20 protein-coding genes and 2 rRNA genes are annotated in these 23,599 nt (G+C 63.9%); 8 read left to right on the top strand and 14 right to left on the bottom strand.

Translation table 11 applies throughout. The annotated features are described in order from the left end of the window. Positions 1 to 168: 168 nt before the first annotated feature. Together AC6JAC_RS01355 and AC6JAC_RS01350 are read right to left on the bottom strand one after the other, a co-directional pair. Positions 169 to 3,294 (bottom strand): 23S ribosomal RNA (locus AC6JAC_RS01355). Positions 3,295 to 3,834: 540 nt separating this feature from the next. Next, positions 3,835 to 5,360, bottom strand: a 16S ribosomal RNA gene (locus AC6JAC_RS01350). The 16S and 23S rRNA genes sit together here, the layout of an rRNA operon. Positions 5,361 to 5,459: 99 nt before the next feature. On the opposite strand from AC6JAC_RS01350, the gene AC6JAC_RS01345 reads away from it, so the two are divergent. Beyond that, on the top strand, positions 5,460 to 5,708 hold the full coding sequence (locus AC6JAC_RS01345) for a hypothetical protein (protein WP_497963142.1): 249 nt from the start codon (positions 5,460 to 5,462) through the stop codon (positions 5,706 to 5,708). Positions 5,709 to 6,049: 341 nt separating this feature from the next. Here AC6JAC_RS01345 and rpsN read toward each other — a convergent pair whose 3' ends face one another. The 3 genes from rpsN to rpmB are packed head-to-tail and all read right to left on the bottom strand — an operon-like array spanning position 6,050 to position 6,764. After that, positions 6,050 to 6,355, bottom strand: coding sequence for a 30S ribosomal protein S14 (rpsN, locus tag AC6JAC_RS01340; protein ID WP_011693742.1), 306 nt, complete (start codon positions 6,353 to 6,355; stop codon positions 6,050 to 6,052). Between the two features lie 5 nt (positions 6,356 to 6,360). After that, the gene (rpmG, locus tag AC6JAC_RS01335; RefSeq protein WP_011693743.1) at positions 6,361 to 6,528 is read right to left on the bottom strand and encodes a 50S ribosomal protein L33; all 168 of its coding nucleotides are present in this window, start codon (positions 6,526 to 6,528) and stop codon (positions 6,361 to 6,363) included. Continuing rightward, positions 6,528 to 6,764: a 50S ribosomal protein L28 gene (gene rpmB, locus AC6JAC_RS01330; RefSeq protein WP_011693744.1), complete on the bottom strand. Its 237-nt coding sequence runs from the start codon at positions 6,762 to 6,764 to the stop codon at positions 6,528 to 6,530. Before rpmB ends, rpmG begins: the two co-directional genes overlap by 1 nt. A gap of 474 nt (positions 6,765 to 7,238) precedes the next feature. On the opposite strand from rpmB, the gene AC6JAC_RS01325 reads away from it, so the two are divergent. The 3 genes from AC6JAC_RS01325 (at position 7,239) to AC6JAC_RS01315 (ending at position 10,124) form a co-directional block, all read left to right on the top strand. Further along, positions 7,239 to 8,681: a ferredoxin reductase family protein gene (locus tag AC6JAC_RS01325; RefSeq protein WP_497963139.1), complete on the top strand. Its 1,443-nt coding sequence runs from the start codon at positions 7,239 to 7,241 to the stop codon at positions 8,679 to 8,681. After that, positions 8,678 to 9,265, top strand: a complete 588-nt coding sequence (locus tag AC6JAC_RS01320) for an FMN-binding protein (protein WP_497963137.1) — start codon at positions 8,678 to 8,680, stop codon at positions 9,263 to 9,265. Before AC6JAC_RS01325 ends, AC6JAC_RS01320 begins: the two co-directional genes overlap by 4 nt. 64 nt (positions 9,266 to 9,329) lie before the next feature. Next, positions 9,330 to 10,124, top strand: coding sequence for an FAD:protein FMN transferase (locus AC6JAC_RS01315; protein ID WP_497966747.1), 795 nt, complete (start codon positions 9,330 to 9,332; stop codon positions 10,122 to 10,124). Between the two features lie 40 nt (positions 10,125 to 10,164). Here AC6JAC_RS01315 and AC6JAC_RS01310 read toward each other — a convergent pair whose 3' ends face one another. Genes AC6JAC_RS01310 through AC6JAC_RS01300 form a run of 3 tightly spaced genes read right to left on the bottom strand, consistent with a single transcriptional unit; the run spans position 10,165 to position 13,334 of the window. After that, positions 10,165 to 10,926 (bottom strand): SGNH/GDSL hydrolase family protein, encoded by a 762-nt coding sequence (locus AC6JAC_RS01310; protein ID WP_347900012.1) that lies wholly within the window; start codon positions 10,924 to 10,926, stop codon positions 10,165 to 10,167. Between the two features lie 43 nt (positions 10,927 to 10,969). After that, complete coding sequence (gene glsA, locus AC6JAC_RS01305; protein ID WP_497963135.1) at positions 10,970 to 12,796, bottom strand: glutaminase A; 1,827 nt, start codon at positions 12,794 to 12,796, stop codon at positions 10,970 to 10,972. A gap of 58 nt (positions 12,797 to 12,854) precedes the next feature. After that, positions 12,855 to 13,334, bottom strand: coding sequence for a MarR family winged helix-turn-helix transcriptional regulator (locus AC6JAC_RS01300; RefSeq protein ID WP_028272376.1), 480 nt, complete (start codon positions 13,332 to 13,334; stop codon positions 12,855 to 12,857). A 78-nt stretch (positions 13,335 to 13,412) separates the two neighbouring features. Between AC6JAC_RS01300 and AC6JAC_RS01295 the strand changes: the two genes are divergently transcribed. Together AC6JAC_RS01295 and AC6JAC_RS01290 are read left to right on the top strand one after the other, a co-directional pair. Then, on the top strand, positions 13,413 to 14,045 hold the full coding sequence (locus AC6JAC_RS01295; protein WP_497963133.1) for an NADPH-dependent F420 reductase: 633 nt from the start codon (positions 13,413 to 13,415) through the stop codon (positions 14,043 to 14,045). Between the two features lie 63 nt (positions 14,046 to 14,108). After that, the gene (locus AC6JAC_RS01290) at positions 14,109 to 14,396 is read left to right on the top strand and encodes a YciI family protein (RefSeq protein ID WP_347899021.1); all 288 of its coding nucleotides are present in this window, start codon (positions 14,109 to 14,111) and stop codon (positions 14,394 to 14,396) included. Here AC6JAC_RS01290 and AC6JAC_RS01285 read toward each other — a convergent pair. The 6 genes from AC6JAC_RS01285 to AC6JAC_RS01260 all read right to left on the bottom strand — a co-directional run bounded on the left by AC6JAC_RS01285 (position 14,393) and on the right by AC6JAC_RS01260 (position 20,744). Then, entirely contained in the window at positions 14,393 to 15,244 is an 852-nt protein-coding gene (locus AC6JAC_RS01285) for an SGNH/GDSL hydrolase family protein (protein ID WP_454699772.1), read from the bottom strand. The two genes, AC6JAC_RS01290 and AC6JAC_RS01285, sit on opposite strands and share 4 nt — an antisense overlap. Positions 15,245 to 15,455: 211 nt before the next feature. Then, a complete protein-coding gene (locus tag AC6JAC_RS01280; RefSeq protein ID WP_497963131.1) occupies positions 15,456 to 16,496 on the bottom strand; it encodes a siderophore-interacting protein in 1,041 nt (346 codons plus the stop codon). Further along, positions 16,493 to 17,308 (bottom strand): ABC transporter ATP-binding protein, encoded by an 816-nt coding sequence (locus tag AC6JAC_RS01275; RefSeq protein WP_497963130.1) that lies wholly within the window; start codon positions 17,306 to 17,308, stop codon positions 16,493 to 16,495. The genes AC6JAC_RS01280 and AC6JAC_RS01275 overlap by 4 nt, the downstream gene beginning before the upstream one ends. Position 17,309: 1 nt before the next feature. Next, positions 17,310 to 18,350 (bottom strand): FecCD family ABC transporter permease, encoded by a 1,041-nt coding sequence (locus tag AC6JAC_RS01270; protein ID WP_497966745.1) that lies wholly within the window; start codon positions 18,348 to 18,350, stop codon positions 17,310 to 17,312. 125 nt (positions 18,351 to 18,475) lie between these two features. Continuing rightward, a complete protein-coding gene (locus AC6JAC_RS01265; RefSeq protein ID WP_497963128.1) occupies positions 18,476 to 19,612 on the bottom strand; it encodes a FecCD family ABC transporter permease in 1,137 nt (378 codons plus the stop codon). Positions 19,613 to 19,622: 10 nt separating this feature from the next. Beyond that, complete coding sequence (locus tag AC6JAC_RS01260) at positions 19,623 to 20,744, bottom strand: iron-siderophore ABC transporter substrate-binding protein (protein WP_497963127.1); 1,122 nt, start codon at positions 20,742 to 20,744, stop codon at positions 19,623 to 19,625. A 252-nt stretch (positions 20,745 to 20,996) separates the two neighbouring features. Between AC6JAC_RS01260 and AC6JAC_RS01255 the strand changes: the two genes are divergently transcribed. Together AC6JAC_RS01255 and AC6JAC_RS01250 are read left to right on the top strand one after the other, a co-directional pair. Further along, positions 20,997 to 22,949, top strand: a complete 1,953-nt coding sequence (locus AC6JAC_RS01255; protein WP_497963125.1) for an MFS transporter — start codon at positions 20,997 to 20,999, stop codon at positions 22,947 to 22,949. Then, positions 22,946 to 23,503, top strand: coding sequence for a TetR/AcrR family transcriptional regulator (locus AC6JAC_RS01250; protein ID WP_347899031.1), 558 nt, complete (start codon positions 22,946 to 22,948; stop codon positions 23,501 to 23,503). Before AC6JAC_RS01255 ends, AC6JAC_RS01250 begins: the two co-directional genes overlap by 4 nt. Positions 23,504 to 23,599 lie beyond the last annotated feature (96 nt).

The following is a 23,599-nucleotide window of genomic DNA, read 5'->3' as shown; positions in this document are numbered from 1 at the left end:
TTTTCTGCGGTGTTAAGGCAGTTGTGGTGTTGTTATTTTGTTGTGTTTTGTTCCTGCAACGCAACGGGTTTGTTGGTTGGGAACCACATAGTGGACGCAAGCAGTCTTGTTTCTTTGTACCACCCCTGGGTGCAAACCCCTTTTGAAGTCGGGTTTGCGGGGTGGTGTGTGGTGTAAGTTATCGGCCTATTAGTACCGGTCAGCTTCACGAGTCGTTAGTCCTCGCTTCCACATCCGGCCTATCAACCCAGTGGTCTGGCTGGGGGCCTCTCACACACAAGGTGTATGGAAATCTCATCTCGAAGCGAGCTTCCCGCTTAGATGCTTTCAGCGGTTATCCCATCCGAACGTAGCTAATCAGCGGTGCACTTGGCAGTACAACTGACACACCAGAGGTTCGTCCGTCCCGGTCCTCTCGTACTAAGGACAGCCCTTCTCAAATTTCCTGCGCGCGCAGCGGATAGGGACCGAACTGTCTCACGACGTTCTAAACCCAGCTCGCGTACCGCTTTAATGGGCGAACAGCCCAACCCTTGGGACCTACTCCAGCCCCAGGATGCGACGAGCCGACATCGAGGTGCCAAACCATGCCGTCGATATGGACTCTTGGGCAAGATCAGCCTGTTATCCCCGAGGTACCTTTTATCCGTTGAGCGACGGCCATTCCACAATGTACCGCCGGATCACTAGTCCCGACTTTCGTCCCTGCTCGAGATGTCTCTCTCACAGTCAAGCTCCCTTGTGCACTTACACTCGACACCTGATTGCCAACCAGGCTGAGGGAACCTTTGGGCGCCTCCGTTACTTTTTAGGAGGCAACCGCCCCAGTTAAACTACCCATCAGGCACTGTCCCTGACCCGGATTACGGGCCGAAGTTAGATGTCCAAAGTGACCAGAGTGGTATTTCAACGATGACTCCACCCGAACTGGCGTCCGGGCTTCAACGTCTCCCACCTATCCTACACAAGCCACTCCGAACACCAATACCAAACTATAGTAAAGGTCTCGGGGTCTTTCCGTCCTGCTGCGCGTAACGAGCATCTTTACTCGTACTGCAATTTCGCCGAGTTTATGGTTGAGACAGCGGGGAAGTCGTTACTCCATTCGTGCAGGTCGGAACTTACCCGACAAGGAATTTCGCTACCTTAGGATGGTTATAGTTACCACCGCCGTTTACTGGGGCTTAAATTCTCAGCTTCGCCTTGCGGCTAACCGGTCCTCTTAACCTTCCAGCACCGGGCAGGAGTCAGTCCGTATACATCGTCTTGCGACTTCGCACGGACCTGTGTTTTTAGTAAACAGTCGCTTCCCCCTGGTCTCTGCGGCCCCGATCCCCTCCCACCAGCGTGTGGTGTTCAAGGTTGGGGCCCCCCTTCTCCCGAAGTTACGGGGGCATTTTGCCGAGTTCCTTAACCATAATTCTCTCGATCGCCTTAGTATTCTCTACCTGATCACCTGTGTCGGTTTGGGGTACGGGCGGCTAAAACCTCGCGTCGATGCTTTTCTAGGCAGCATAGGATCACCGAATCCCCCCATACGGGGGTCCCGTCAGGTCTCAGGCATCATGAACGGCGGATTTGCCTACCGTTCGCCCTACATCCTTGGACCGGGACAACCATCGCCCGGCTCGGCTACCTTCCTGCGTCACACCTGTTAATACGCTTACCTCCCAGGATCAGGTCCCGCGCTCCACCAAAAACCGCACACCACAAGGGTGATTGGTCAGGCTTCGGGCAGTTAGTATCCCCTGTTCAGCATGGGCGGTTTTTCGCCGGTACGGGAATATCAACCCGTTGTCCATCGACTACGCCTGTCGGCCTCGCCTTAGGTCCCGACTTACCCAGGGCAGATTAGCTTGACCCTGGAACCCTTGATCATTCGGCGGACGGGTTTCTCACCCGTCTTTCGCTACTCATGCCTGCATTCTCACTCGTGTAGGCTCCACCGCTGGTTTACACCGCGACTTCACTGCCCACACGACGCTCCCCTACCCATCCACACTCCTGAACCACAAAGGCTTGGATAAAATGTGAATGCCACAACTTCGGCGGTGTACTTGAGCCCCGCTACATTGTCGGCGCGGAATCACTTGACCAGTGAGCTATTACGCACTCTTTTAAGGATGGCTGCTTCTAAGCCAACCTCCTGGTTGTCTTCGCAACTCCACATCCTTTCCCACTTAGCACACGCTTAGGGGCCTTAGTTGGTGGTCTGGGCTGTTTCCCTCTCGACTATGAAGCTTATCCCCCACAGTCTCACTGCTGCGCTCTCACTTACCGGCATTCGGAGTTTGGCTGACGTCAGTAACCTTGTAGGGCCCATTAGCCATCCAGTAGCTCTACCTCCGGTAAGAAACACGCAACGCTGCACCTAAATGCATTTCGGGGAGAACCAGCTATCACGAAGTTTGATTGGCCTTTCACCCCTACCCACAGCTCATCCCCTCCATTTTCAACTGAAGTGGGTTCGGTCCTCCACGACGTCTTACCGTCGCTTCAACCTGGCCATGGGTAGATCACTTCGCTTCGGGTCTAGATCACGCCACTGCAACGCCCTATTCAGACTCGCTTTCGCTACGGCTGCCCCACACGGGTTAACCTCGCGACGTAACACTAACTCGCAGGCTCATTCTTCAAAAGGCACGCCGTCACCAGAATCAGACTGGCTCCGACGGATTGTAAGCACACGGTTTCAGGTACTGTTTCACTCCCCTCCCGGGGTACTTTTCACCTTTCCCTCACGGTACTGGTCCGCTATCGGTCATTAGGGAGTATTTAGGCTTATCAGGTGGTCCTGACAGATTCGCACGGGATTTCTCGGGCCCCGTGCTACTTGGGATACTTCCCAGGCGGTACACAACATTACGGTTACGGGGCTCACACCCTCTCTGGCCGGCCTTTCAAGACCGTTCACCTATGCCTGCACATCACACCTCGCTGTCCCGGCAGAGACAGCACGGAAAGTCCCGCAACCCCGACCATGCAACGCCCGCCGGCTATCACACATGGAACGGTTTAGCCTGATCCGCGTTCGCTCGCCACTACTAACGGAATCACTATTGTTTTCTCTTCCTGCGGGTACTGAGATGTTTCACTTCCCCGCGTTCCCTCCACGCACCCTATGTGTTCAGATGCGGGTCACCAGGCAGCTCGCGCCCCTGGCGGGGTTTCCCCATTCGGACACCCTGGGATCACAGTCCGGTTATCGACTCCCCCAGGCTTATCGCAGATTCCTACGTCCTTCTTCGGCTCCTAATGCCAAGGCATCCACCGTGTGCTCTTAAAAACTTGACCACAAAAGATCAAAAAACTAATTTTCGAGAGAACCACGAAAACCAACCACACCCAACAACCACACCCCCAAAGGAATGCCATCATCACGCGCAGCCAGATCCAGGTTCATATTCTTGGAAATTGCTTCTTATAAAAGATGCTCGCGTCCACTATGTAGTTCTCAAACAACAACCCCGTACCACACACCCCACACACACCCGCCCCAAAGGGACCAGGCAACCATGTGATCGATGCAGCCAGGAAACCAGAAACAAACAAGTACCGGAACCACAGCACAAAGCCGCGGAAACCGGTCCTGTTGTCTCAGGACCCAACAGTGTGCCAAACACTAAACCGCCGCCCCCTCACCCGCACCGTTCCAGGACACGCTCCGAAGAACAGGTCCGTACTGGGTGCCGGCAAAAAACCAGCGGCCGCTATTTGTTGATATTCCACCCGTGAGCACCCGCCGCAGAACAATCGTCTGCGCAACGGGCGTTACTCCTGACAAACCCGCCACACTCACATACATGAGGCACGGTGCTTGTAGGTGCTCCTTAGAAAGGAGGTGATCCAGCCGCACCTTCCGGTACGGCTACCTTGTTACGACTTAGTCCCAATCGCCAGTCCCACCTTCGACAGCTCCCTCCCACAAGGGGTTAGGCCACCGGCTTCGGGTGTTACCAACTTTCGTGACTTGACGGGCGGTGTGTACAAGGCCCGGGAACGTATTCACCGCAGCGTTGCTGATCTGCGATTACTAGCGACTCCGACTTCATGGGGTCGAGTTGCAGACCCCAATCCGAACTGAGACCGGCTTTTTGGGATTAGCTCCACCTCACAGTATCGCAACCCTTTGTACCGGCCATTGTAGCATGCGTGAAGCCCAAGACATAAGGGGCATGATGATTTGACGTCGTCCCCACCTTCCTCCGAGTTGACCCCGGCAGTCTCCCATGAGTCCCCGCCATTACGCGCTGGCAACATGGAACGAGGGTTGCGCTCGTTGCGGGACTTAACCCAACATCTCACGACACGAGCTGACGACAACCATGCACCACCTGTGAACCGGCCCCAAAGGGGAAGGACTGTTTCCAGCCCGGTCCGGCCCATGTCAAGCCTTGGTAAGGTTCTTCGCGTTGCATCGAATTAATCCGCATGCTCCGCCGCTTGTGCGGGCCCCCGTCAATTCCTTTGAGTTTTAGCCTTGCGGCCGTACTCCCCAGGCGGGGCACTTAATGCGTTAGCTACGGCGCGGAAAACGTGGAATGTCCCCCACACCTAGTGCCCAACGTTTACGGCATGGACTACCAGGGTATCTAATCCTGTTCGCTCCCCATGCTTTCGCTCCTCAGCGTCAGTTAATGCCCAGAGACCTGCCTTCGCCATCGGTGTTCCTCCTGATATCTGCGCATTTCACCGCTACACCAGGAATTCCAGTCTCCCCTACATCACTCTAGTCTGCCCGTACCCACCGCAGATCCGGAGTTGAGCCCCGGACTTTCACGGCAGACGCGACAAACCGCCTACGAGCTCTTTACGCCCAATAATTCCGGATAACGCTTGCGCCCTACGTATTACCGCGGCTGCTGGCACGTAGTTAGCCGGCGCTTCTTCTGCAGGTACCGTCACTTTCGCTTCTTCCCTACTGAAAGAGGTTTACAACCCGAAGGCCGTCATCCCTCACGCGGCGTCGCTGCATCAGGCTTTCGCCCATTGTGCAATATTCCCCACTGCTGCCTCCCGTAGGAGTCTGGGCCGTGTCTCAGTCCCAGTGTGGCCGGTCACCCTCTCAGGCCGGCTACCCGTCGTCGCCTTGGTGAGCCATTACCTCACCAACAAGCTGATAGGCCGCGAGTCCATCCAAAACCACAAAAAGCTTTCCACCCCCCACCATGCGATGAGGAGTCATATCCGGTATTAGACCCAGTTTCCCAGGCTTATCCCAGAGTTAAGGGCAGGTTACTCACGTGTTACTCACCCGTTCGCCACTAATCACCCCAGCAAGCTGGAGGTCATCGTTCGACTTGCATGTGTTAAGCACGCCGCCAGCGTTCATCCTGAGCCAGGATCAAACTCTCCGTTGAAGTAAAACAAAAACAGACACACCATGCGCCCCCGGGAAAACGGGATGCACACAATGCACAAAATTTGAAACCAGCTGTAAAAACCAGACCATCCACGGGGTGGACAATCCAGTCAATTCAACCAATTCAATACAAAAAATTGGTATCAACAAACTTGGCACACTATTGAGTTCTCAAACAACAGACACACCCGGCACCACCACAACCAGACCAACAGGCCATTCAGTCGCGGATCGCTCCGGAGCAACTTTCCAAACTTACCCGATCTCAAGAATCAAAGCAAATCAGCATTTCTGCGATCTGCCGGTCATCGAGACCAACCCCGCCGTCTTGCAGCACGCCAAGTGACGAACCGTTTTTCAGGCTGTTTAGAAGGGGTTTGGCCGCCTTCGGTAACCAGCTCCTCGCCGGCCCCCTCTCGGCGACTTAGAAAACAATACACCTACTTTGCCCCCACCGCAAACCCTCCCCCGTATGGCTCCAGAACCGCGCCAATCCGGGGCAAAACGGGTGCTGCAGGCACATTCCAGGGCGCCGCCGTCGTACTTGGGCTCTGTGCGCTGCGTCACCACGCCTTGCGCCGGCGGAACGCGGAACTGTTTAAGCGCAGAAAGGGCCGGCAACCCTGAGGTTGCCGGCCCTTTCCAGACCACTGGAATCAGCAGTGCTGAGCTAACAGCTGTACTGAATTACCAGGAAGACTTGGTGATGCCCGGGAGCTCACCGCGGTGAGCCATGTCGCGGAAGCGAACACGGGAGATACCGAACTTCTGGAAGGTACCGCGGGGACGGCCATCGATGATGTCGCGGTTACGCAGACGTACCGGTGAGGCGTTGCGGGGCAGCTTCTGCAGGCCGAGGCGTGCAGCTTCGCGTGCTTCGTCGGTTGACGCGGGGTCAACCAGGGCCTTCTTCAGTTCGAGGCGCTTTGCAGCATAGCGCTCGACGATGACTTTACGCTGTTCGTTCTTAGCGATCATTGACTTCTTAGCCATAGTGCTTAGCGCTCCTCTCGGAATTCGACGTGCTTACGGATGCGGGGGTCGTACTTCTTCAGAACCATGCGGTCCGGGTCGTTACGACGGTTCTTGCGCGTGACGTAGGTGTAACCCGTGCCAGCGGTCGACTTGAGCTTGATGATCGGACGTACGTCCTTGTCCTTTGCCACTAGAGCTTCACTCCTCGTGCCAGGATGGCGGCTACGACAACGTCGATGCCACGTACGTCGATGGTCTTGATGCCACGTGCAGAGACCTGCAGGGTGACATTACGGCGCAGGGACGGAACCCAGTAGCGCTTCTTCTGGATATTCGGGTCGAACCGACGCTTGTTGCGACGGTGCGAGTGCGAAATGCTGTGTCCAAAGCCCGGCTCGGCTCCGGTCACCTGGCAGTGTGCTGCCATGACGACTCTCCTCATGAAAATAAATGAAACGGTCCGCAGAGTTCCGCGTACCGTGCGACAGGCGGCGTCCGCATCCAGCTCATATCACGCGGTCCGCAGGCGTCGGCAGCCGGTATAACCGGCTGTTTTCCGCACTGCGGGGAACATGATGGGCCACGAGTACCGGGCAGAAGAACCCTCTGCGAAGTACCGGGATGCTGGGCGAATACAGGAGTGCACGCAACTTGAGCCCCTAACTACCGGCCTTGAGGACTGTCGATATTGAGGACAGATCCCGCCAACCGGAGCAATTGCACACGCTCCGCGCCACCTAGCGCCTACCAAGTCTACGAGCTTGACTAATTAAAGGCGAATCGGGTAGCCGCCGTTGCCCTTCGCGGGTGTATAAGCCCGGCTGCCTCACCGTTCCCAAGTCACATCGGCGCCGCAGTCTTTTCACAGCAGAATGAAAGGTACCGCCCGCACCGTTGAAGCATGAACACACAACTCCTGCCGGCTCTGCCCGCCGGTTCCCGGGACCGTAAGGGGCCGGGCAGTTTCAGGGCCCGGCACCGCCGTCGCCTGTTCCGTACGGACCTGCTGACAACGGCCGCCTGGGCTTCCATTGCCGCTGCCGTGGCGTTGTGGCTGGCTGACGGCGGCGCCTCGGAATTCTCGACACTCGCCGGCGCCGTCACTGCCTTGGGCATCGTGACCGGGCTCGCCGGCATGGACCTGGTCCTGTTGATGCTGCTGCTGGCAGCAAGGATTCCGCTCATCGACCAGACCGTAGGCCACGACCGTGCCCTGGAGTTCCACCGGAAGCTCGGCAAACCATCGCTCTACCTCCTGCTGGCCCACGGACTCCTGATCGCCATCGGCTACGGGATGGCCGAGGGCCTCGATCCCGTCAGCGAAGCGGTGTCCCTCTGGGTGCTGGTGCCGGACATGTGGCTGGCCTTCATTTCCATGGCGCTCTTCATCGCCGTGGTGGTGACGTCCCTCGTGGCGGTCCGCCGGCGTTTTCCCTACGAGTTCTGGTACGCGGTGCACCTGCTGACCTATGCCGCGGTGGCAACCTCTTTGCCCCATCAGTTCAGCGTGGGCGGACTGTTCGCCGAAGGTACGTGGCAGCGCTGGTACTGGCTGGCGGTGTGTATCGCCACCGGCGCGGCCCTCCTGCATTACCGCGTCCTCGAACCGGTCATTGCGACGTTCCGCCATCAGCTCACCGTCAGCCGGGTAGTGCAGGTGGCGCCGGGCGTGGTCAGCATCGAAATGCACGGGCTACGGCTCAACGAGCTGGCCGGGGCAGGCGGACGGTTCTTCATCTGGCGCTTCCTGGCACCGGGCTTGTGGTGGCATCCGCATCCGTTCAGCCTCTCGGCCGAGCCCTTGCAGTTCGACGCCTCCGGCCGCGGCTTGTTGAGGATCACTGTCCGGAACCTTGGCCGGGGATCGGCCCAGTTGGCAGGCGTGAAGCCCGGGACGAAAGTTGCCGTGGAGGGGCCCTACGGAATCTTCAGCACCGCGGCGCGGAGCCGGGACCGTGTGGTGATGATCGGGGCGGGCATCGGCATCACGCCGCTGCGTGCCCTCCTGGAATCAACGCCCTTCGCTCCGGGGCAGGCCACCGTGATCCTTCGGGGCCGCACCGAGCAGGAACTCTACCTCGGCGACGAGATTCTGGAATTGGCACGGAACCGTGGCGCCACAGTGTTCCACCTGACCGGCCCCCGTTCGGCCCGGCACACAGGAAGCTGGCTCCCGGACAGCGCCACCGACGCCGGGCATCGGCTGGCGGACTACGCGCACGGAATCGCAGACGCGGATGTCTATGTCTGCGGGCCGGGGGCGTGGGCAAGGAACGTCCTCGAGGATGCCCGCGCCGCCGGCGTCAGGGAAGACCAACTCCACTACGAAAGGTTTGACTGGTGAGAATACGCGCAGCAGTATCGGCAGCACTTGCGTCCGCAGGCATCCTGCTTGCGGGATGGCAATCAGGCATCCACGTGGAGGACACCCGGAGCGCCGCGGCCAGCACCTCGGCAGGCACCAACGGCGCCACCGGCACTACCGGAGCCACCGGGACAACCGGGGCCACCGGGTCAACCGGTTCCACGGGTTCCTCCAGCTCCAGCTCGGGGTCCACGGATACGGGTGCCAGCGATACGGGATCGTCCGGGGCCGCCGGAACGGATTCGGGCGCGGCCGCAGAGCCCACCACCGGAGCCGCTGCAAAGGCCGGGGGAACCTATGCCGGCAGTGTGGTGCAGACGCGCTTCGGCGCAGTCCAGGTCCAGATCACGGTCAAGGCCGGCGCCATCACTGATGTGGAGGCCCTGCAACTGACCGATGACGACCGCAAATCCATCCAGATCAGCAACCGGGCAGCGCCCCTCCTCAGGTCCGAAGTCCTCGCCGCCCAGTCGGCCGACGTCCAGACCATCGGAGGCGCCACCGTGACCAGCGTGGCCTATCTGAACTCCCTCCAGGCGGCCCTCGATGCAGCGAATCTCTGATCCGCGAACCGGCGCTGAAGCCCCGCCGCAGCCGCCGTCGTTGCGGGCCAGGACCTTCAGCTGCATGGGAACGGTGGTCAGCCTGACCCTGCCCTCGGCGTCAGGTGCGGACGAGCTGGTAGCGGCCACCGCCGTCGTCGAACGGCTTTTTGCCGGGCTGGACGAGACGTTCAGCCTGTACCGCGCCGATTCGGAAGCCAGCAGGCTGGCGCGTGCCGAGATCAAGCTTCCGGACGTGTCCGGGGAAATGCGGCGGCTCTACGCCGACGCCGTCGGCTGGCGGCTGCTGACCGAGGGGGCCTTCACACCGGAACGGCCCGACGGCGTCCTCGACCTGTCAGGGATCGTCAAGGGATACGCGATCCAGGAGGCGGGCACATCCTTGCTCGCGCTGGGCCTTCGCGACTGGTGCCTTAACGCCGGCGGCGACGTTTTGATCAGCGGATCGCCCGGAGCCGGGAGCCCGGGTTCCGGCTCCGACGAGCCGTGGCGGGCCGGAATTGTTGATCCGCAGGACCGCCGGACCCTGATTGCCGGCTATCCGCTGGGCGGCGCGAACAGCGCGAACGGCGCGAACGGCGCGAACCTGGCGCTGGCCACCTCCGGCTCCGCGGAACGCGGAGACCACATTTGGGCGGCCGGAGCAGGGGCCGGCGCAGCCAGCGGCGTCCGTGGAGCCCCGGCATTCCGCCAGGTTTCCGTTGCGGCGGCAGACATCGTGACGGCCGACGTGCTGGCGACGGCAATCGTGGCCGGCGGAATGCCCATGCTGGACCGCGCCACGGACGGGTGGAACATCGAAGTACTGGCCGTGCAGGCAGGCGGCGAACTCCTCGCGACGCCCGGCTTCAGGCGGTAATTTTCGGCGTCGGCTCGCGGCGTACGTCAGGGCGCGAAAGTCACAGGCGCGTGAGCTGGCTGTACCGCGGCTGGAGTCCGTCGCCCGAGGACTTGCCCGTGACCCGGCGGACCACCCAGGGTCCCGCAAACTCCCGCACCCAGCGCGCATTCGCCCGGATGGCGTCGGTCCGGCTCAGCTCCGGCACGGGCGTCATGGGCGGGACATCGATGGAGTGATCGTGCTCGAGGACCGTCAGCACCCTCTTGGCCATATTGGCGTGGCCGGCGGCGGACATGTGCATCCGGTCCTTGGCCCACATGCCCCAGTCGTAGTACTCGCTGAAGCGCCAGTAATCGACCAGCAGGGCGCCGTGGTCACCCGCGATGCCGCGCACCAGCTCGTTGTAAATGGCGGTGCGGCCGCGCATCGTGCCGAATACCTTGGAACCGCGGGCGTCGAAGCCCGTGAACATCACCACGGTGGCACCTGTCGCGCTCAACTTGCGGATGCCGGCGTCGTACTCGGCCAAAAGGTCGTCGATGTCGATCCTGGGACGGAGGATATCGTTGGCCCCCGCGTAAATGGTCACCAGCGTGGGTTTGAGTTCGACGGCGGCATCCACCTGCTCTGCCATGATCTGCCGGAGCTTCCGGCCCCGGATGGCGAGGTTGGCGTAGCCGAAGGAGGGGTCCGCGGCGCCGAGCTGCTCAGCTACGCGGTCCGCCCAGCCACGCACTCCGTTCGGGCGGGCCGGATCGTCATCGCCGACACCCTCCGTGAACGAATCTCCCAGGGCAACATATCGGGCGGAAAAATCCATATCGATAGTCTGCCACCCGTTGCCGCGAGCAACAAAGCGGCGGCTATCCGCGGATCCGGACGGCTGATTCACGCAGGTATTGTTCCACCCGCGTGTAGGCATCCCGGGTCAGGGCTTTCCAAAGGACGATGGCAAGCCTCGGATCGCTGGACTCAAGTTCGGAGATCGCCTCGGCACTGAGCACCATCACCTCCACGGGACCGTCCGCCCGGACCGTCGTTTCCTGCCGGTTGCCGCTGCCCAGTGCCAGCTCGCCGAATGTCATGCCGGCGCTGAGGGTGTTGAGCTTGACGGGATCGGAGTTGGCTCCGGACGACGTACTGCTGACCTTGCCGGAGGTAATGAAGTAGACCCCGCCGAACCGCAGCCCGATGCGGCGGATGACGTCGCCGTCGTCGTACTTCTTCGCTGTCATAAGGCTTTGCAGGGCCAGCGCGTCTGCCTCGTCCAGCGGCGCCAGCGCGGGCGAATCCGTGACCGGAACGTGGTCCCGGAGCAGCAGCCTGTCCCCGTACTTTGCCAGCAGCCGGTTTTCGCAAAATTCGACGGCGGCGCTGCGGGAGGAAAACGACGGGACGGCCTGCTCGGGGTGCCCGTTCCGTTCGCCTAGGGACTCCGACACCGCGCCGTCCGCTTCGATCAGCACCAGCTCGCGGCCCGCGCTGGACAGCCCCGCTCGCGCTTCATCGAGCATGCGCACCGCGACGCCGCTGACCTGATCGGTCCGGCGAAGGTCCAGAACAACCAGCTCGACGTCGTCGTCCAGGCTGCTGAGCTCGCGCACCATTGATTCGGTCCCGGCGAAGAGAAGGTCACCGTTGAGTTCAACGACGCGTGCCCGGTGTCCGTGGGCACGGAGGACGTCGGCCGCTTCAGCATTGCGCCGGATGCCCGAGGGCGTTTCGGTGACGTCGTACGAGGCAAGGATGGCCGAACGCCCCGCGCGCGCAGCCCTGACGAAGTGCAGCTCCATGTCCCGGGAGAGCCTCTGGGCAGTGGCCAGGCCCCGGACGCTGCCGCCGTGTTCATCGAGCGGCGGAGAGTAGACCGCCAGCCCCACCTGGCCCGGCAGGACGGCGATGATGCCGCCGGCAACACCGCTCTTGCCGGGCATGCCCACGCTGCTGATCCAGGCACCGGCGTCGTCGTACATGCCGGATGTCATCATCACCGACAACACCCGTTCCACCGGACCGATCCCCAGCACCTGCCTGTGGGTCAGCGGATTCTTCCCGCCGTTGGCGAGGGTGGAGGCCATAATGGCGAGGTCGAAGCTGTTCACCAGGACCGAGCACTGGCGGAAATAGTCCTCCAGGACAGGCGCGGGGTCGTCCTCGATGATGTTGAAGGAGCGCAGCAGGTGGGCCAGCGCCGTGTTGCGGTGCCCGTGTTTCAGCTCAGACTCGAAGACCTTCCGGTCCACGGAAAGCTGACGGCCCGCGAATGCCGAATAGGTGCTGAGAATCCGTTTGAAGCTGGACTGGCCGCCGGATCCCCGGATCAGCGATGTAGCGGTGAGTGCTCCCGCGTTGATCATGGCGTTCGCCGGGCGGCCCGTCCCCTCCGCCAACGAGATCTCGTTGAAGGAATCGCCGGAGGGTTCGACATCCACCTTCGCATCCACGGCGTCGTTGCCGAGGTCCTCAAGGGCCAGCCCGTAGGTGAACGGCTTCGAGATGGACTGGATGGTGAATTCCGCGCGGGTGTCCCCCACCTCATAGACCTGGCCGTCGACGGTGGCCAGCGCAATGCCGAAGCGCTCCGGATCCACGTTGGCCATGGCCGGGATGGTGCTGTAAGGCTTGCCACCCTTGAGCCGGGCGATCTCGGTGTGGATCTGCTGCAGGTAGCTCTGGATGGGCGATTCCATGGACCCAACACTACGGCCGCGGACGCGCCGGTCCGCGGCGCTCGTCAGGACTCGCGGGTCAGGACTCGCGCAGGATCCAGTGGTCGGCGTCCAGGCGGCCCACGATCTTCTCGCCAATGCGGGCCAGGTCGGCGACGTCCCGCTCGGAGAGTGCATCGAGGAACAGCGAGCGGACAGCTTCCACATGGCCGGGCGCCAACTCCACGATCGTCGCCATGCCGTCGTCGGTCAGATGGGCGGTGGTGACGCGCGCATCGCGCGGATGCGGACGGCGTTCCACCCACCCGCGGTTCTGCAGCTTGGTGACCACATGGGACAGCCGCGACAGCGAGGCGCTGGTCCGGGCGGCGAGTTCGCTCATCGGGAGGAAGCGGCCTTCCGCTTCGGAGAGCATGGCGAGTACGTTGTAGTCGAAGAGCGAAAGCTTGCCCGCGGCGTGCATTTTGGTGTCCAGCGCTGCCGGCAGCAAGGTGTTGATGCTCAGCTGGGCCAGCCAGGCGCGGCGTTCGTCAGCGTTGAGCCAGCGGGGTTCGGTCATGGATACATCCTAGGAGAAAAAATCATTGACAGTTCAAGCCCCGCTGTCCGAGCAGCGGTTCCGATCTAAGGAAGCGTCATGACTGACATCACGATCATCGGCACCGGCAACATGGCGGCAGCGATCGCCGCCCGCGCAGCCAGCGCCGGCCGCAGCATCCAGATCCTTAGCCGGGATGCAGTGGCCGCGTCCGCCCTGGCGTCCGGGACGAACGCCTCCGCCGGAACAACCGGTCAGGAAATTGAGGGCAGCATTGTTGTCCTTGCAACCCACTTCGAGGTGTCCAGGGACATCGTCGGCCACTACGGCGAGGCGCTCAACGGCAAGACGATCGTGGATGTCTGCAACCCTGTGGACGCGGAAACCTTGGACTCCCTGACCGTGCCCGCGGGGAGCTCCGCGGCCGAGGAACTCCAGGCGCTGGTTCCCGGCGCGACCGTGGTTAAGGGCTTCAACACGGTCTTCGCCTCCACGCTGGCTGCCGGTGAAGTGGCCGGACAGACGCTGGACGTCCTGCTGGCCGGCGATTCCGCCGAGGCCAAGGCTGCAGTGGCCAGCTTCATCAATGACTCCGGCTTGCGTGCCGTCGATGTGGGGCCGTTGCGCCGCGCCCGGGAGCTGGAAGCCTTTCAGCTGCTGATCATAGGGCTGCAGGGTGGCAACGCCCACCCTGGGTACAACTGGAACAGCGCACTGAAACTGCTTCCCTAGGCCTTCCCGGCCGTTGCCGGGGACTCCTCGCCGGGCCGGCGGGGATACCGGTAGGCTGGCCGCATGTACGTAGTCTCCCTGACTTACAAGGTTCCCGAAGAGATCGTCGATTTCCACCTCAAGGCGCACGTCGCGTGGCTGCAGGACGCTTTCGACCAGGGGATCTTTATTGTCGCCGGCCGGAAGATCCCCCGGACCGGCGCATTGCTGCTGTCCAACGCGGACCGGGCCAGCCTGGACGCGACCCTGGTCCAGGACCCCTTCTACACGAACGGGGTGGCGGAGTTCGACGTCGAGGAATTCCACGCCGGCAGGGTTGCTCCGGGCTACGAAAACCTCCTGGACAGCTAGTTCCCCTCAGACGCAGCCGACGGTTCCTTCTCGAGGAGTTTCTTGAGCCCGCCCTTCCGCGGGACCTTCACCGGTTGCGGCCAGCGCGGGCTGAGCCTGTCCCCGAGGGTGACGCCGCGCAGCTTGCGGCCAAAAAGAGGCAACACCCAGTCGTGCACCCAGCGCCGTTGCGCCTGTTCCCACTCCCGCAGGCTCAGTTTCGAAGGCGGTTCCCACTCCAGCGGGCTGATCTTGTGCGGCACGCCCAGCTGGTCCAGGACTTGGCCGGCCAGGTATTTGTGGCCCGCTTTGGACATGTGCAGCCGGTCTGAGTCCCACATCCGCCGATCGTGGAACGCATCGAAGCACCAGTAATCCACCAGAACCGCGTTGTACCTGGCGGCGATTTCCCGGACGCGGCGGTTGTAGGCGGTGTTGCGCTTCTTGAGGGGCTCCAGGACAGCGGACACCTTGACGTCGAAACCGGTGAACAGCACCACGGTGGCACCCGTGGCCGCCAGCCGGGCCACGAGCGATTCGTACTCGGCCATGAGCACATCCACATCGGTACCGAAATCCAGGATGTCATTGCCCCCGGCGTACAGGGTCACCAGGGTGGGCTCCATGGCGAGCGCCGGCTCCAGCTGCTCGTCGATGACGTGCCGGAGCCTCTTGCTGCGGATAGCGAGGTTGGCGTACTCCCACCCGGGTTCGGCCTTGGCCAGCTTCTCCGCCACCCGGTCGGCCCAGCCGCGCACGCCGTTGGGCAGCCGCTTGCTCCGGTCCCCCACGCCCTCGGTGAACGAATCCCCCAAGGCAACGAACCGCCGTCGCCCGTTCCTGTCCGGAAGCAATGGAAATGAACCCATCCCGGCACGATACCCAACCCAAAAAGCCGTCAGGGAAAGACGGGGTGAATCTGAGGTGACCGACCCTCGAGCCGCAACTGTTGGCTTGCTAAGGAGCGCATCGCCGACCAGAGCGGAGCAAGGCCGTCCGCGGCCGAGCGCAGCGGCGGGAGGTGTCTAAGCGACGGCAAGGTCAGCAGTGGAGGCGGACTCAGCGCGGCCGCACCAACGCTTAGAGCTCCGCTTTCCCCTGCCGCCAGTACCCCATGAACGCGACCTGTTTGCGGTCGATGCCGACGTCGCGGACCAGGTAGCGGCGCATGTCCTTGATGACTCCCGCCTCGCCGGCAATCCAGGCGTAGAACGGCATGGCGCCCGCGGGCATCCCGGGGTTCTTCGTTGCAGCGATGGCCGCGGTTTCCATCCTCGCGGGCGTTTCCCAGAGGATGTCCTGGTCCACGTCCACGTCTTCCGGTTCCGGACCGGCCCCGCCGGACGCGGCCTTGATGCCCACCCAGCCCGGCTCGGGAACGGCGGCGCGGACGGCTTCCTGCAGGAGTTCGCCGTGCGGACGTGAGCGTCCGATCGAGGCGCCGCGTGCCAGCCAGGTGATTTCGACGTCGGCGTCCGACTTCAAGTCCAGGAAATCGCCGGCCTCGGGGACCTCAAGGAACGCGTGCCCGCTCATATAGGCCGGAAGGGTTTCGAGGATGGCGCTGATGGCGGGAACAGCGGTCTCGTCTCCTGCCAGCAGGACGCGCTGGGCCAGGCCCGGCCGCCACTCGATGCCGGAGTAGATCTCCGCCGTGACGCAGTGCGCGGCACGGTTGTTGGGGCCGATGATGGTGAGCGTGTCCCCGGGGTTGGCGTTCAGGGCCCAGTTGGCTGCGGGGCCGCCGTTGCCCGCGGCGTCGAAGTGCATCACGAAGTCCACATCGATTTCGGGGTAGACGGCGTCGAGCCGTTCCTGCCTGACGGTGTAGGTCCGCATGGAGCCGCGGGTGGCCGGATCCATGGCCAGCCATTCCCGGTACCAGCCGGTCTGCTCCATCTGGAAAACAGGCAGCGGCAGCTGGGTGCCGTCGGCGGCAAGCGACGGGATCATCAGCTTCACGCGCAGGTCCAGGGTGCCGCCGTGGACACCGAAGTCGCGCAGGGAATACCCGCCGAAGGTGATGCGGCGGAAGTTGGGGCTCAGTTCCTGGACGGCGGTGACCGTCACCTCGAACGCCAGGGTCATGGGTTCGGTGGTGGCAATGTCGCGGGTTTTCATGAAACGAGCTCCAGTTCAGTTGCAGTGGTGTGGTGCCGGCCGAGCGGAATGATCAGAGGAGTGCCGGAAACGGGATCGGGAAGCACCCGCGATTCCAGGCCGAAGACGTCCCGGACCAGGTCCTCGGTGACCACGTCAGTGGATGCACCCTCGGCCACGATCCGGCCGCCCTTCATGGCGATCACGTGGTCCGCGTACCGCGCCGCGAGGTTCAGGTCGTGCAGGATGATGGCCACGGTGGTGCCGCGCGTGCGGTTGAGGTCGGTGACAAGGTCCAGCACTTCCACCTGGTGCGCCAGGTCCAGGTACGTGGTGGGCTCGTCCAGCAGCAGCACGTCGGTTTCCTGGGCGAGCGCCATCGCGATCCAGACCCGCTGGCGCTGGCCGCCGGACAGCTCGTCCACGTTGCGCCCGGCGAGTTCCAGCGTTTCGGTGGCCTCCAGCGCGCGCTGCACCGCGGCGTCGTCATGATCTGACCAGCTGCGGAAGAAGCCCTGGTGCGGGTACCGTCCGCGTCCCACCAGGTCGCGGACGGTGATGCCGTCCGGTGCTGTGGGGTGCTGGGGCAGGAGGCCAAGGGTCCGGGCGACGTCGCGGGCGGAGCGGCTGTGGATGTCCTTGCCGTCCAGGGTCACTGCGCCGGCCGCGGGCTTCAGCAACCGGGAGAGTCCGCGGAGCAGGGTGGACTTGCCGCAGGCGTTGGCGCCCACGATCATGGTCACTTTGCCTTCGGGAATCTCCGCCTGCAGCCCGTCAACCACCGTGCGTTGGGCGTACTTGAGGGTGAGGTCCGTGGCGCGCAGAACAGCCATCTCAGGCATCCTTTCGATTGGAAGTGACCAGCAGCCACAGCAGGAACGGGGCGCCCAGGGCACCGGTGACCACGCCTACCGGCAGGACGGTGCCGTCCAGCAGCAGGGGTGCGATATTCGCCGCGAAGTAGTCCGCGGCCAGCACAATCAGTGCCCCGACGAAGGCCGACGCCGGGAGGCTGGCTTTGGCAGTGAAGCGTCGGGCGATGGGACCGGCCAGGAACGCGACGAAGGCAACCGGCCCGGCCGCCGCCGTCGCCACCGCAGCGAGTGCCACGGCGACAACCACCACGGCCAGCCGGGTGAAGCCGACCCTGATGCCGAGTCCGGCGGCGGCGTCGTCGCCGAGTTCCAGGATGCGCAGGGGCCCGGACAGCGCTGCCGCGGCGGGGATGAGGACCAGCAGGGCAAGGGCCAGGACTCCGGCGCGGTCCCAGCTAGCGGAATTGAGGGAGCCGTTCAGCCACACGAGGGCGTCGGCGGCGGTGCGGATGTCTGCACGCGTCATGAGGAAGCTCACCACGGCGTGAAGGGCGGCCGCGATGCCCACGCCCGCCAGGATCAGCCGGCTGCCGGCCGCATTGCCGCGGTTTCCGCCGCCGGACCCCAGTGAGCCGCCGCGGGAGATGGCATAGATGAGCGCGGCCACACCCAGCGCGCCGGCGAGGGCGGCGCCGGAGACAACGGCCCCGGACGCGCCGAAAACAACGATGGCCGTGACGGCTGCGGCGCTGGCCCCGTAGCTGATGCCGATGACGTCCGGACTGGCCAGCGGATTGCGGAGCATGGTCTGGAAGAGGGCGCCGGCCAGGCCGAACCCGGCCCCGATCATGGTGCCGATTACCGCGCGGGGAAGCTTGTTTTCCATCACGATGAAGCTTGCGCCGGGGATCTTCTGGCCGCCCGTGAGGTGGGCGAGCAGGATTTTGACGAAGTCGGGCATGGTCACGGTGTAGCTTCCCAGCAGCACACTGACGGCGAACAGGACCACGACGGCGAACGCCAGCACGGCGGTCCGGTTCAGGATTGTCCGGCTCAGCATGCCGGCGCGAACGGGCAGATAATGCCCTGTTTTCGCGGTTTTGAGGGCGTTATCTGCCCGTTCGCGCTCAGTGCCGGGGGCGTTGTCTCCCAGCTCGCGCCCCACATGGGCGAGGTCCGACCTACTCACAGTCCCGCCCCCTTCCCGCGGCGGACAAGCCACACGAAGATGGGGGCGCCCACGAGGGCCGTCATGATGCCCGCCGGGACTTCGCCGGGCAGCAGCACCACGCGGCCCAGGATGTCGGCGGAGAGCAGGAGCACCGGAGCAAGGACGAGGGAAAAGGGCAGGATCCAGCGGTAGTCGGGCCCGGTGAGGAAGCGGACGGCGTGCGGAATGACGAGTCCCACGAAGCCGATGGGCCCTGCGAGGGCGGTGGCGCCTCCGCAGAGCAGCACAATGCCCAGGGCGGTGACGCCGCGGACAAGGCCTACCCGCTGGCCGAGTCCGCGCGCGATGTCATCGCCCAGGGCCAGGCTGTTGAGGATGCGCCCCGTCGCCAGCACAATGCCGGCGCCGAGGATGAGGAACGGCACCCCGGGCAGCACCACGGACCAGTCGCGTCCGGCAATCCCGCCCACCTGCCAGAACCGGAACCGGTCCAGGGTGTCCTGGCTCGAGACCAGGATGACGTTCATGAGCGAGTACAGGCCGGCGCTCAGGGCGGCGCCCGCCAGGGCGAGCTTCACCGGCGTCGCACCGTCCCTGCCCAGTGAGGCGACCAGGTAGACGACGGCGGCAGCTGCCGCGGCGCCGATGAACGCGAACCAGATGTAGCCGGTCAGGGAGGAGATCCCGAAAACATAAATGCCGGTGACCACGGCCAGTGCGGCGCCGGCGTTGACCCCCATGATCCCGGGGTCGGCCAGCGGGTTGCGGGCCACGCCCTGCATGGCCGCGCCGGCCAGGCCGAGGGCACCGCCGGCGAGCAGGCCCAGGACGGTGCGCGGGATCCGTGCATGGACTACGGCGTGGTCGCCGTTGCCGGGATTGAATTGCGTGAGCGCCTGCCACACGGTTTCCAGGGGAAGCCCGCGGGCGCCGACGGCCAGCGAGACGGCAGCGACAAGAACAAGGACGACGACGGCGGCCAGCAGCCACGCGGCCTGCTTGCCTGCAGCCCGAACGGGCACCTGCGGCCCTTTGCCGGCCGCAGCTTCGGCGGCTAGCGGGGCCCCAAGTGTCCGTTCGCGCGTGGTGCCGGGAGCCGAAGGTGAGGTGGCCTCACTGCCGTCGGGCGCCGTCGTCGTACCTGGTGTCATGGCGGAGTGCTTACTTCACTTTGTCCGCTGCGCCGGCCAGCTGCGGCAGGAACGTGTCCAGCGACCACGGCAGGCTCAGGGGCGAAGAAGCGGAGATGGACAGCGTGAGCGTGTTGTCCGAGTCGGCAACCAGGGCGCCGTTCTTGATGGCCGGGATCTGGCCCAGCAGCGGGTCGGCCTTGATGGAATCAGTGGTGGCGGAGTCGGGAACCCAGGTCACGAAGATGTCCGATTCCAGCTCGTTGGCCTTCTCGGCGGACCACGGGATGAAGAACTCTTGGGAGCCCTTCGAGTTCGCCTCCACAACGGGGGCCAGCTTCATGCCGATCTCGCTGAGGAAGCGGGGCCGGTTGTCGTTGGCCGTGTAGACATTGACGCCTTCGCTCTTGGCCGGCTCCAGGTTGCCGTAGATGAAGCTCTTGTCGGCAAGCTGCGGGTACTTGGAGACCTTGTCCTTGATGGTGGCTTCGGTGTCCGAGACGAGCTTGGTGGCCTCCGCTTCCTTACCCAGGGCCTTGCCGATGATGCTGGTGGAATCCTGCCAGGAGGTGCCGTAGGCGATCTCGGGGTGGGCGACGACCGGAGCGATTTCGCTCAGCTTTTTGTAGTCCTCTTCCGTCAGGCCGGAGTAGGCGCCCAGGATGACGTCCGGGTTGAGCTTGGCGATCTCGGTGAAGTTGATGCCGTCGGCCTCGGAGAACTGGACCGGAGCCTTCTCGGTGCCGAAGCCCGCCCCCAGCTCTTCGAGCTTGGCGTCCTTCCACGGCGTGGAGCCCTTGTCGTTGCCGCCCCATTCATTCTTGGGGACGCCCACGGGCACAACGCCGAGGGCGAGTGCGACGTCGTCATTGACCCAGGAAACCGTGACGACGCGCTGCGGCTGCGACTCGATGGTCGTTTCACCGAAGACGTGCTTGATGGTGACGGGGAACTGCGAGCTCGCGGACTGGCTGGCCGCTGCAGTACCGGTGCCGGATGCCGCCGGACCGGTGGAGCAGGCGGTGAGCGAGAGCGCGGCCGCGGCCAGAACAGCGGTTGCCTTGCCAGCGGTCTTGAGCAGCACCCGGCGGGACGGGCCGGCGGCCATGCCGCTGCGGCCGGCGCCGAGGCCGGAGAAGAGGGGGGAAGTCACGGAACTCCTTAGGTCAATGATGCGAACCTAAGTAAGGCTAGCCTACCCTTCTGTGAATTAAGCAAGCTTTGCGTAACGTAATTGTCTCAATGATTCCCAGGTTGAGGAGATTACGCGAGGGCGGGGTGGCGCAATGTGAGGCGTTGCACCCTGAATCTTCTTGAACCGAGGGGTGAACAGTGGTTCACTCGTTAGAGAGTAAACGCGCGTTCACCCCTTGTGGCCGCCTGACGCCCCGAAGGTTCCGCCCCCATGCCCCAAACACGCAGCAAATCCCTGTCCCCCGGCGCCATCACGGCCGTCCTCGCGCTGAGCGGAACCGTGGTGGCGCTGATGCAGACCCTCGTGGTGCCGCTCCTTCCGGACTTCCCCGGCATCCTCGGCGTGACCGCCGACGACGCCTCCTGGCTGGTCACCGCCACACTCCTGTCCAGCGCTGTGGCCACCCCGATCGTTTCCCGAAGCGCGGACATGTACGGGAAACGGAAGATGATGGTGATCTGCCTTGCCATCATGGTTGCCGGCTCCATCGTGGCTGCGCTCGGGGGAAGTTTCCTCTGGCTCATCGTCGGCCGGGCACTGCAGGGGTTCTCCTCGGCCCTGATCCCCGTTGGCATCAGCATCATGCGCGATGAGCTGCCCAAGGAAAAGATGGGGTCCGCCGTCGCCCTGATGAGCGCCACACTGGGCATCGGCAGCGCCCTGGGCCTCCCGCTCGCCGGGCTGCTCTACGAAAGCCTGGGCTGGGAATCCATTTTCTGGGTCTCCGCCGCAGCCGGCAGCCTGCTGCTCACCGCCGTCGTCCTGGTGGTCCCCGAATCCAAAGTGCGCACGCCGGGCCGGTTCGATTACCTCGGCGCCGTGATTCTTTCGGCGGCGCTGGCGGCACTGCTGCTGGCCATTTCCAAGGGCGGTTCGTGGGGCTGGGGTTCCGAGCCGGTACTGCTGCTGTTCCTTGCCGCGGCCGTTCTCCTGGCCGCCTGGCTCCCGTACGAACTGAAGGTCAGCCAGCCGATGGTGGACCTCCGCACCTCCGCCAGGCGCCCCGTCCTCCTGACCAACCTGGCGTCCCTGCTGGTGGGTTTCGCGATGTTCGCCAACATGCTACTGACCACCCAGCAGCTCCAGCTGCCCGCCTCCACCGGCTACGGTTTCCAGCTGAGCGTAATCACCGCGGGCCTCTGCATGGTTCCGTCCGGCCTGGCCATGGTGGTTTTCGCTCCCGTTTCCGGCGGCATCATTCGCCGGTTCGGCGGGAAGTCCGCGCTGATCGCGGGCGCGGCGGTCATGGTGGTGGGCTACGTGGGCCGCGTCTTCTTCTGGGACTCCATCGCCTCGGTGATCATCGGCTCCACGGTGGTCAGCATCGGTACGGCGATCGCCTACGCGGCGATGCCCACCCTGATCATGGGCGCCGTGCCCATCACCGAGACAGCCTCGGCCAACGGACTCAACAGCCTGGTGCGGTCCATCGGAACCTCGACGTCGAGTGCGGCCGTCGCCGCTGTCCTCACCTCCGTGACCCTCACCGTGGGGTCCGCCCGGCTGCCGTCCTTCGAGGCCTTCAAGGACGTCTTCTGGATGGCCGCCCTCGCATCCGCCGCCTCCATGGTGGCCGCGGTGTTCATTCCCCGGGCCGCGGCCGCCCCCACGGCAGCGCTCCCCGCACGGGCCGCCAACGAGCTTGTGGTGCAGGGACGCGTCCTGACGGCCGACCGCCGCCCCGTCACTCCCGCCGTCGTCACCGTCCTCCAGACCAGCGGCGAACCGGTGGACTGGAGCCGCGTGGATAGCGACGGCAACTACTCCGTGGCGCTGCCCGGAGCGGGCACGTACCTGATGGTGGCCAACGCCGCGGGCTGGGCGCCCATGGCGGAAGTGTTCGATTTCGACGGCCGCACGCTTCAGCAGAATTTCCACCTGGAGGACCGCCTGGAGCTGGCCGGAACCGCCACCGTGGGAGGTGCCGTCCTGCCCGATGCGGTGGTGACCCTCCTGCAGGCCTCCGGCGAACATGTGGCGACAACCCGGACCGATTCCGGGGGCAGGTACTCCCTGCCGCTGCCCCTGGCCGGCCGCTACATCGTGACCCTGCTGCACCCGGCGACCCACCAGGCCATGGCCCGGAAACTGGCCGTGGACAACCGCTCGGTGACGGCGGACCTGACGATCGATGCTCCGGCCGGACAGCTGGTGGACGCGTGAGCACCGCCGGGATTTCCAGCCGCGACGCCATCCTGGACGCCGCGGGGAGGCTGTTCGGCGAACGCGGCTACCGGGGCGTGACCGTCCGGGACATCGCCTCCGACGCCGGTGTTTCGGCAGCACTGGTGATGAAGCTGTACGGCTCCAAGGAAAAACTGTTTGCCGCCGCCAAGCCCGACGAGTCGCTGCTGTCCGACCTCGACGTCCCGGCGGCCGAGCTGGGCGCCACACTGGTGTTCCGGGTCCTGATGCGCCGGGAGCGCGGGCTGAAGGAACCGTGGGCCATGCTTCCGTTCACCATCCAGGACTCCCCCACGCCCGACGCCGCCCGGCTGGAAACACGCGAACGGTACCTCGCCAGCATGGCCGCCCTGCTGAAGGACACAACGCCGGACCGGCGCCACGCTTCCACGGTGGTAGCGCTGATGACCGGCTTTGGCGAGGCAGTGCGCACTCTCGGCATGTTCGAGGGCTGGGACTTCGATGAGCTGGTGGCCCACTACGGGGCGATCGTCCAGGCCCAGGTCGACGCCTGCCGCGCAGCCGCCACCTGAAACGCTCTCTCACTTACCGTGGGAAATTCCCGAACGCTCCATCACTTAACGCAGAGTAAACACCATCGCTCTCTCCCTTTCCTGAAGAAAGTGAGA

It is taken from the genome of Arthrobacter sp. KUASC02 (assembly GCF_059739395.1).
Note: the sequence above shows the minus strand (reverse complement) of the source record. Positions and strands in the feature narration are given on the sequence as shown.

Bases quoted from the DNA above. Each gene is read 5' to 3' on its own strand.
- rpmB (WP_011693744.1), bottom strand. From the start codon at position 6,764: ATGGCAGCACACTGCCAGGTGACCGGAGCCGAGCCGGGCTTTGGACAC.
- AC6JAC_RS01255 (WP_497963125.1), top strand. From the start codon at position 20,997: ATGCCCCAAACACGCAGCAAATCCCTGTCCCCCGGCGCCATCACGGCC.
- AC6JAC_RS01325 (WP_497963139.1), top strand. From the start codon at position 7,239: ATGAACACACAACTCCTGCCGGCTCTGCCCGCCGGTTCCCGGGACCGT.
- AC6JAC_RS01285 (WP_454699772.1), bottom strand. From the start codon at position 15,244: ATGGGTTCATTTCCATTGCTTCCGGACAGGAACGGGCGACGGCGGTTC.
- AC6JAC_RS01275 (WP_497963130.1), bottom strand. From the start codon at position 17,308: ATGGCTGTTCTGCGCGCCACGGACCTCACCCTCAAGTACGCCCAACGC.
- rpsN (WP_011693742.1), bottom strand. From the start codon at position 6,355: ATGGCTAAGAAGTCAATGATCGCTAAGAACGAACAGCGTAAAGTCATC.
- AC6JAC_RS01300 (WP_028272376.1), bottom strand. From the start codon at position 13,334: ATGACCGAACCCCGCTGGCTCAACGCTGACGAACGCCGCGCCTGGCTG.
- AC6JAC_RS01295 (WP_497963133.1), top strand. From the start codon at position 13,413: ATGACTGACATCACGATCATCGGCACCGGCAACATGGCGGCAGCGATC.
- AC6JAC_RS01280 (WP_497963131.1), bottom strand. From the start codon at position 16,496: ATGAAAACCCGCGACATTGCCACCACCGAACCCATGACCCTGGCGTTC.
- AC6JAC_RS01270 (WP_497966745.1), bottom strand. From the start codon at position 18,350: ATGCTGAGCCGGACAATCCTGAACCGGACCGCCGTGCTGGCGTTCGCC.
- AC6JAC_RS01310 (WP_347900012.1), bottom strand. From the start codon at position 10,926: ATGGATTTTTCCGCCCGATATGTTGCCCTGGGAGATTCGTTCACGGAG.
- AC6JAC_RS01315 (WP_497966747.1), top strand. From the start codon at position 9,330: ATGGGAACGGTGGTCAGCCTGACCCTGCCCTCGGCGTCAGGTGCGGAC.
- AC6JAC_RS01290 (WP_347899021.1), top strand. From the start codon at position 14,109: ATGTACGTAGTCTCCCTGACTTACAAGGTTCCCGAAGAGATCGTCGAT.
- AC6JAC_RS01265 (WP_497963128.1), bottom strand. From the start codon at position 19,612: ATGACACCAGGTACGACGACGGCGCCCGACGGCAGTGAGGCCACCTCA.
- glsA (WP_497963135.1), bottom strand. From the start codon at position 12,796: ATGGAATCGCCCATCCAGAGCTACCTGCAGCAGATCCACACCGAGATC.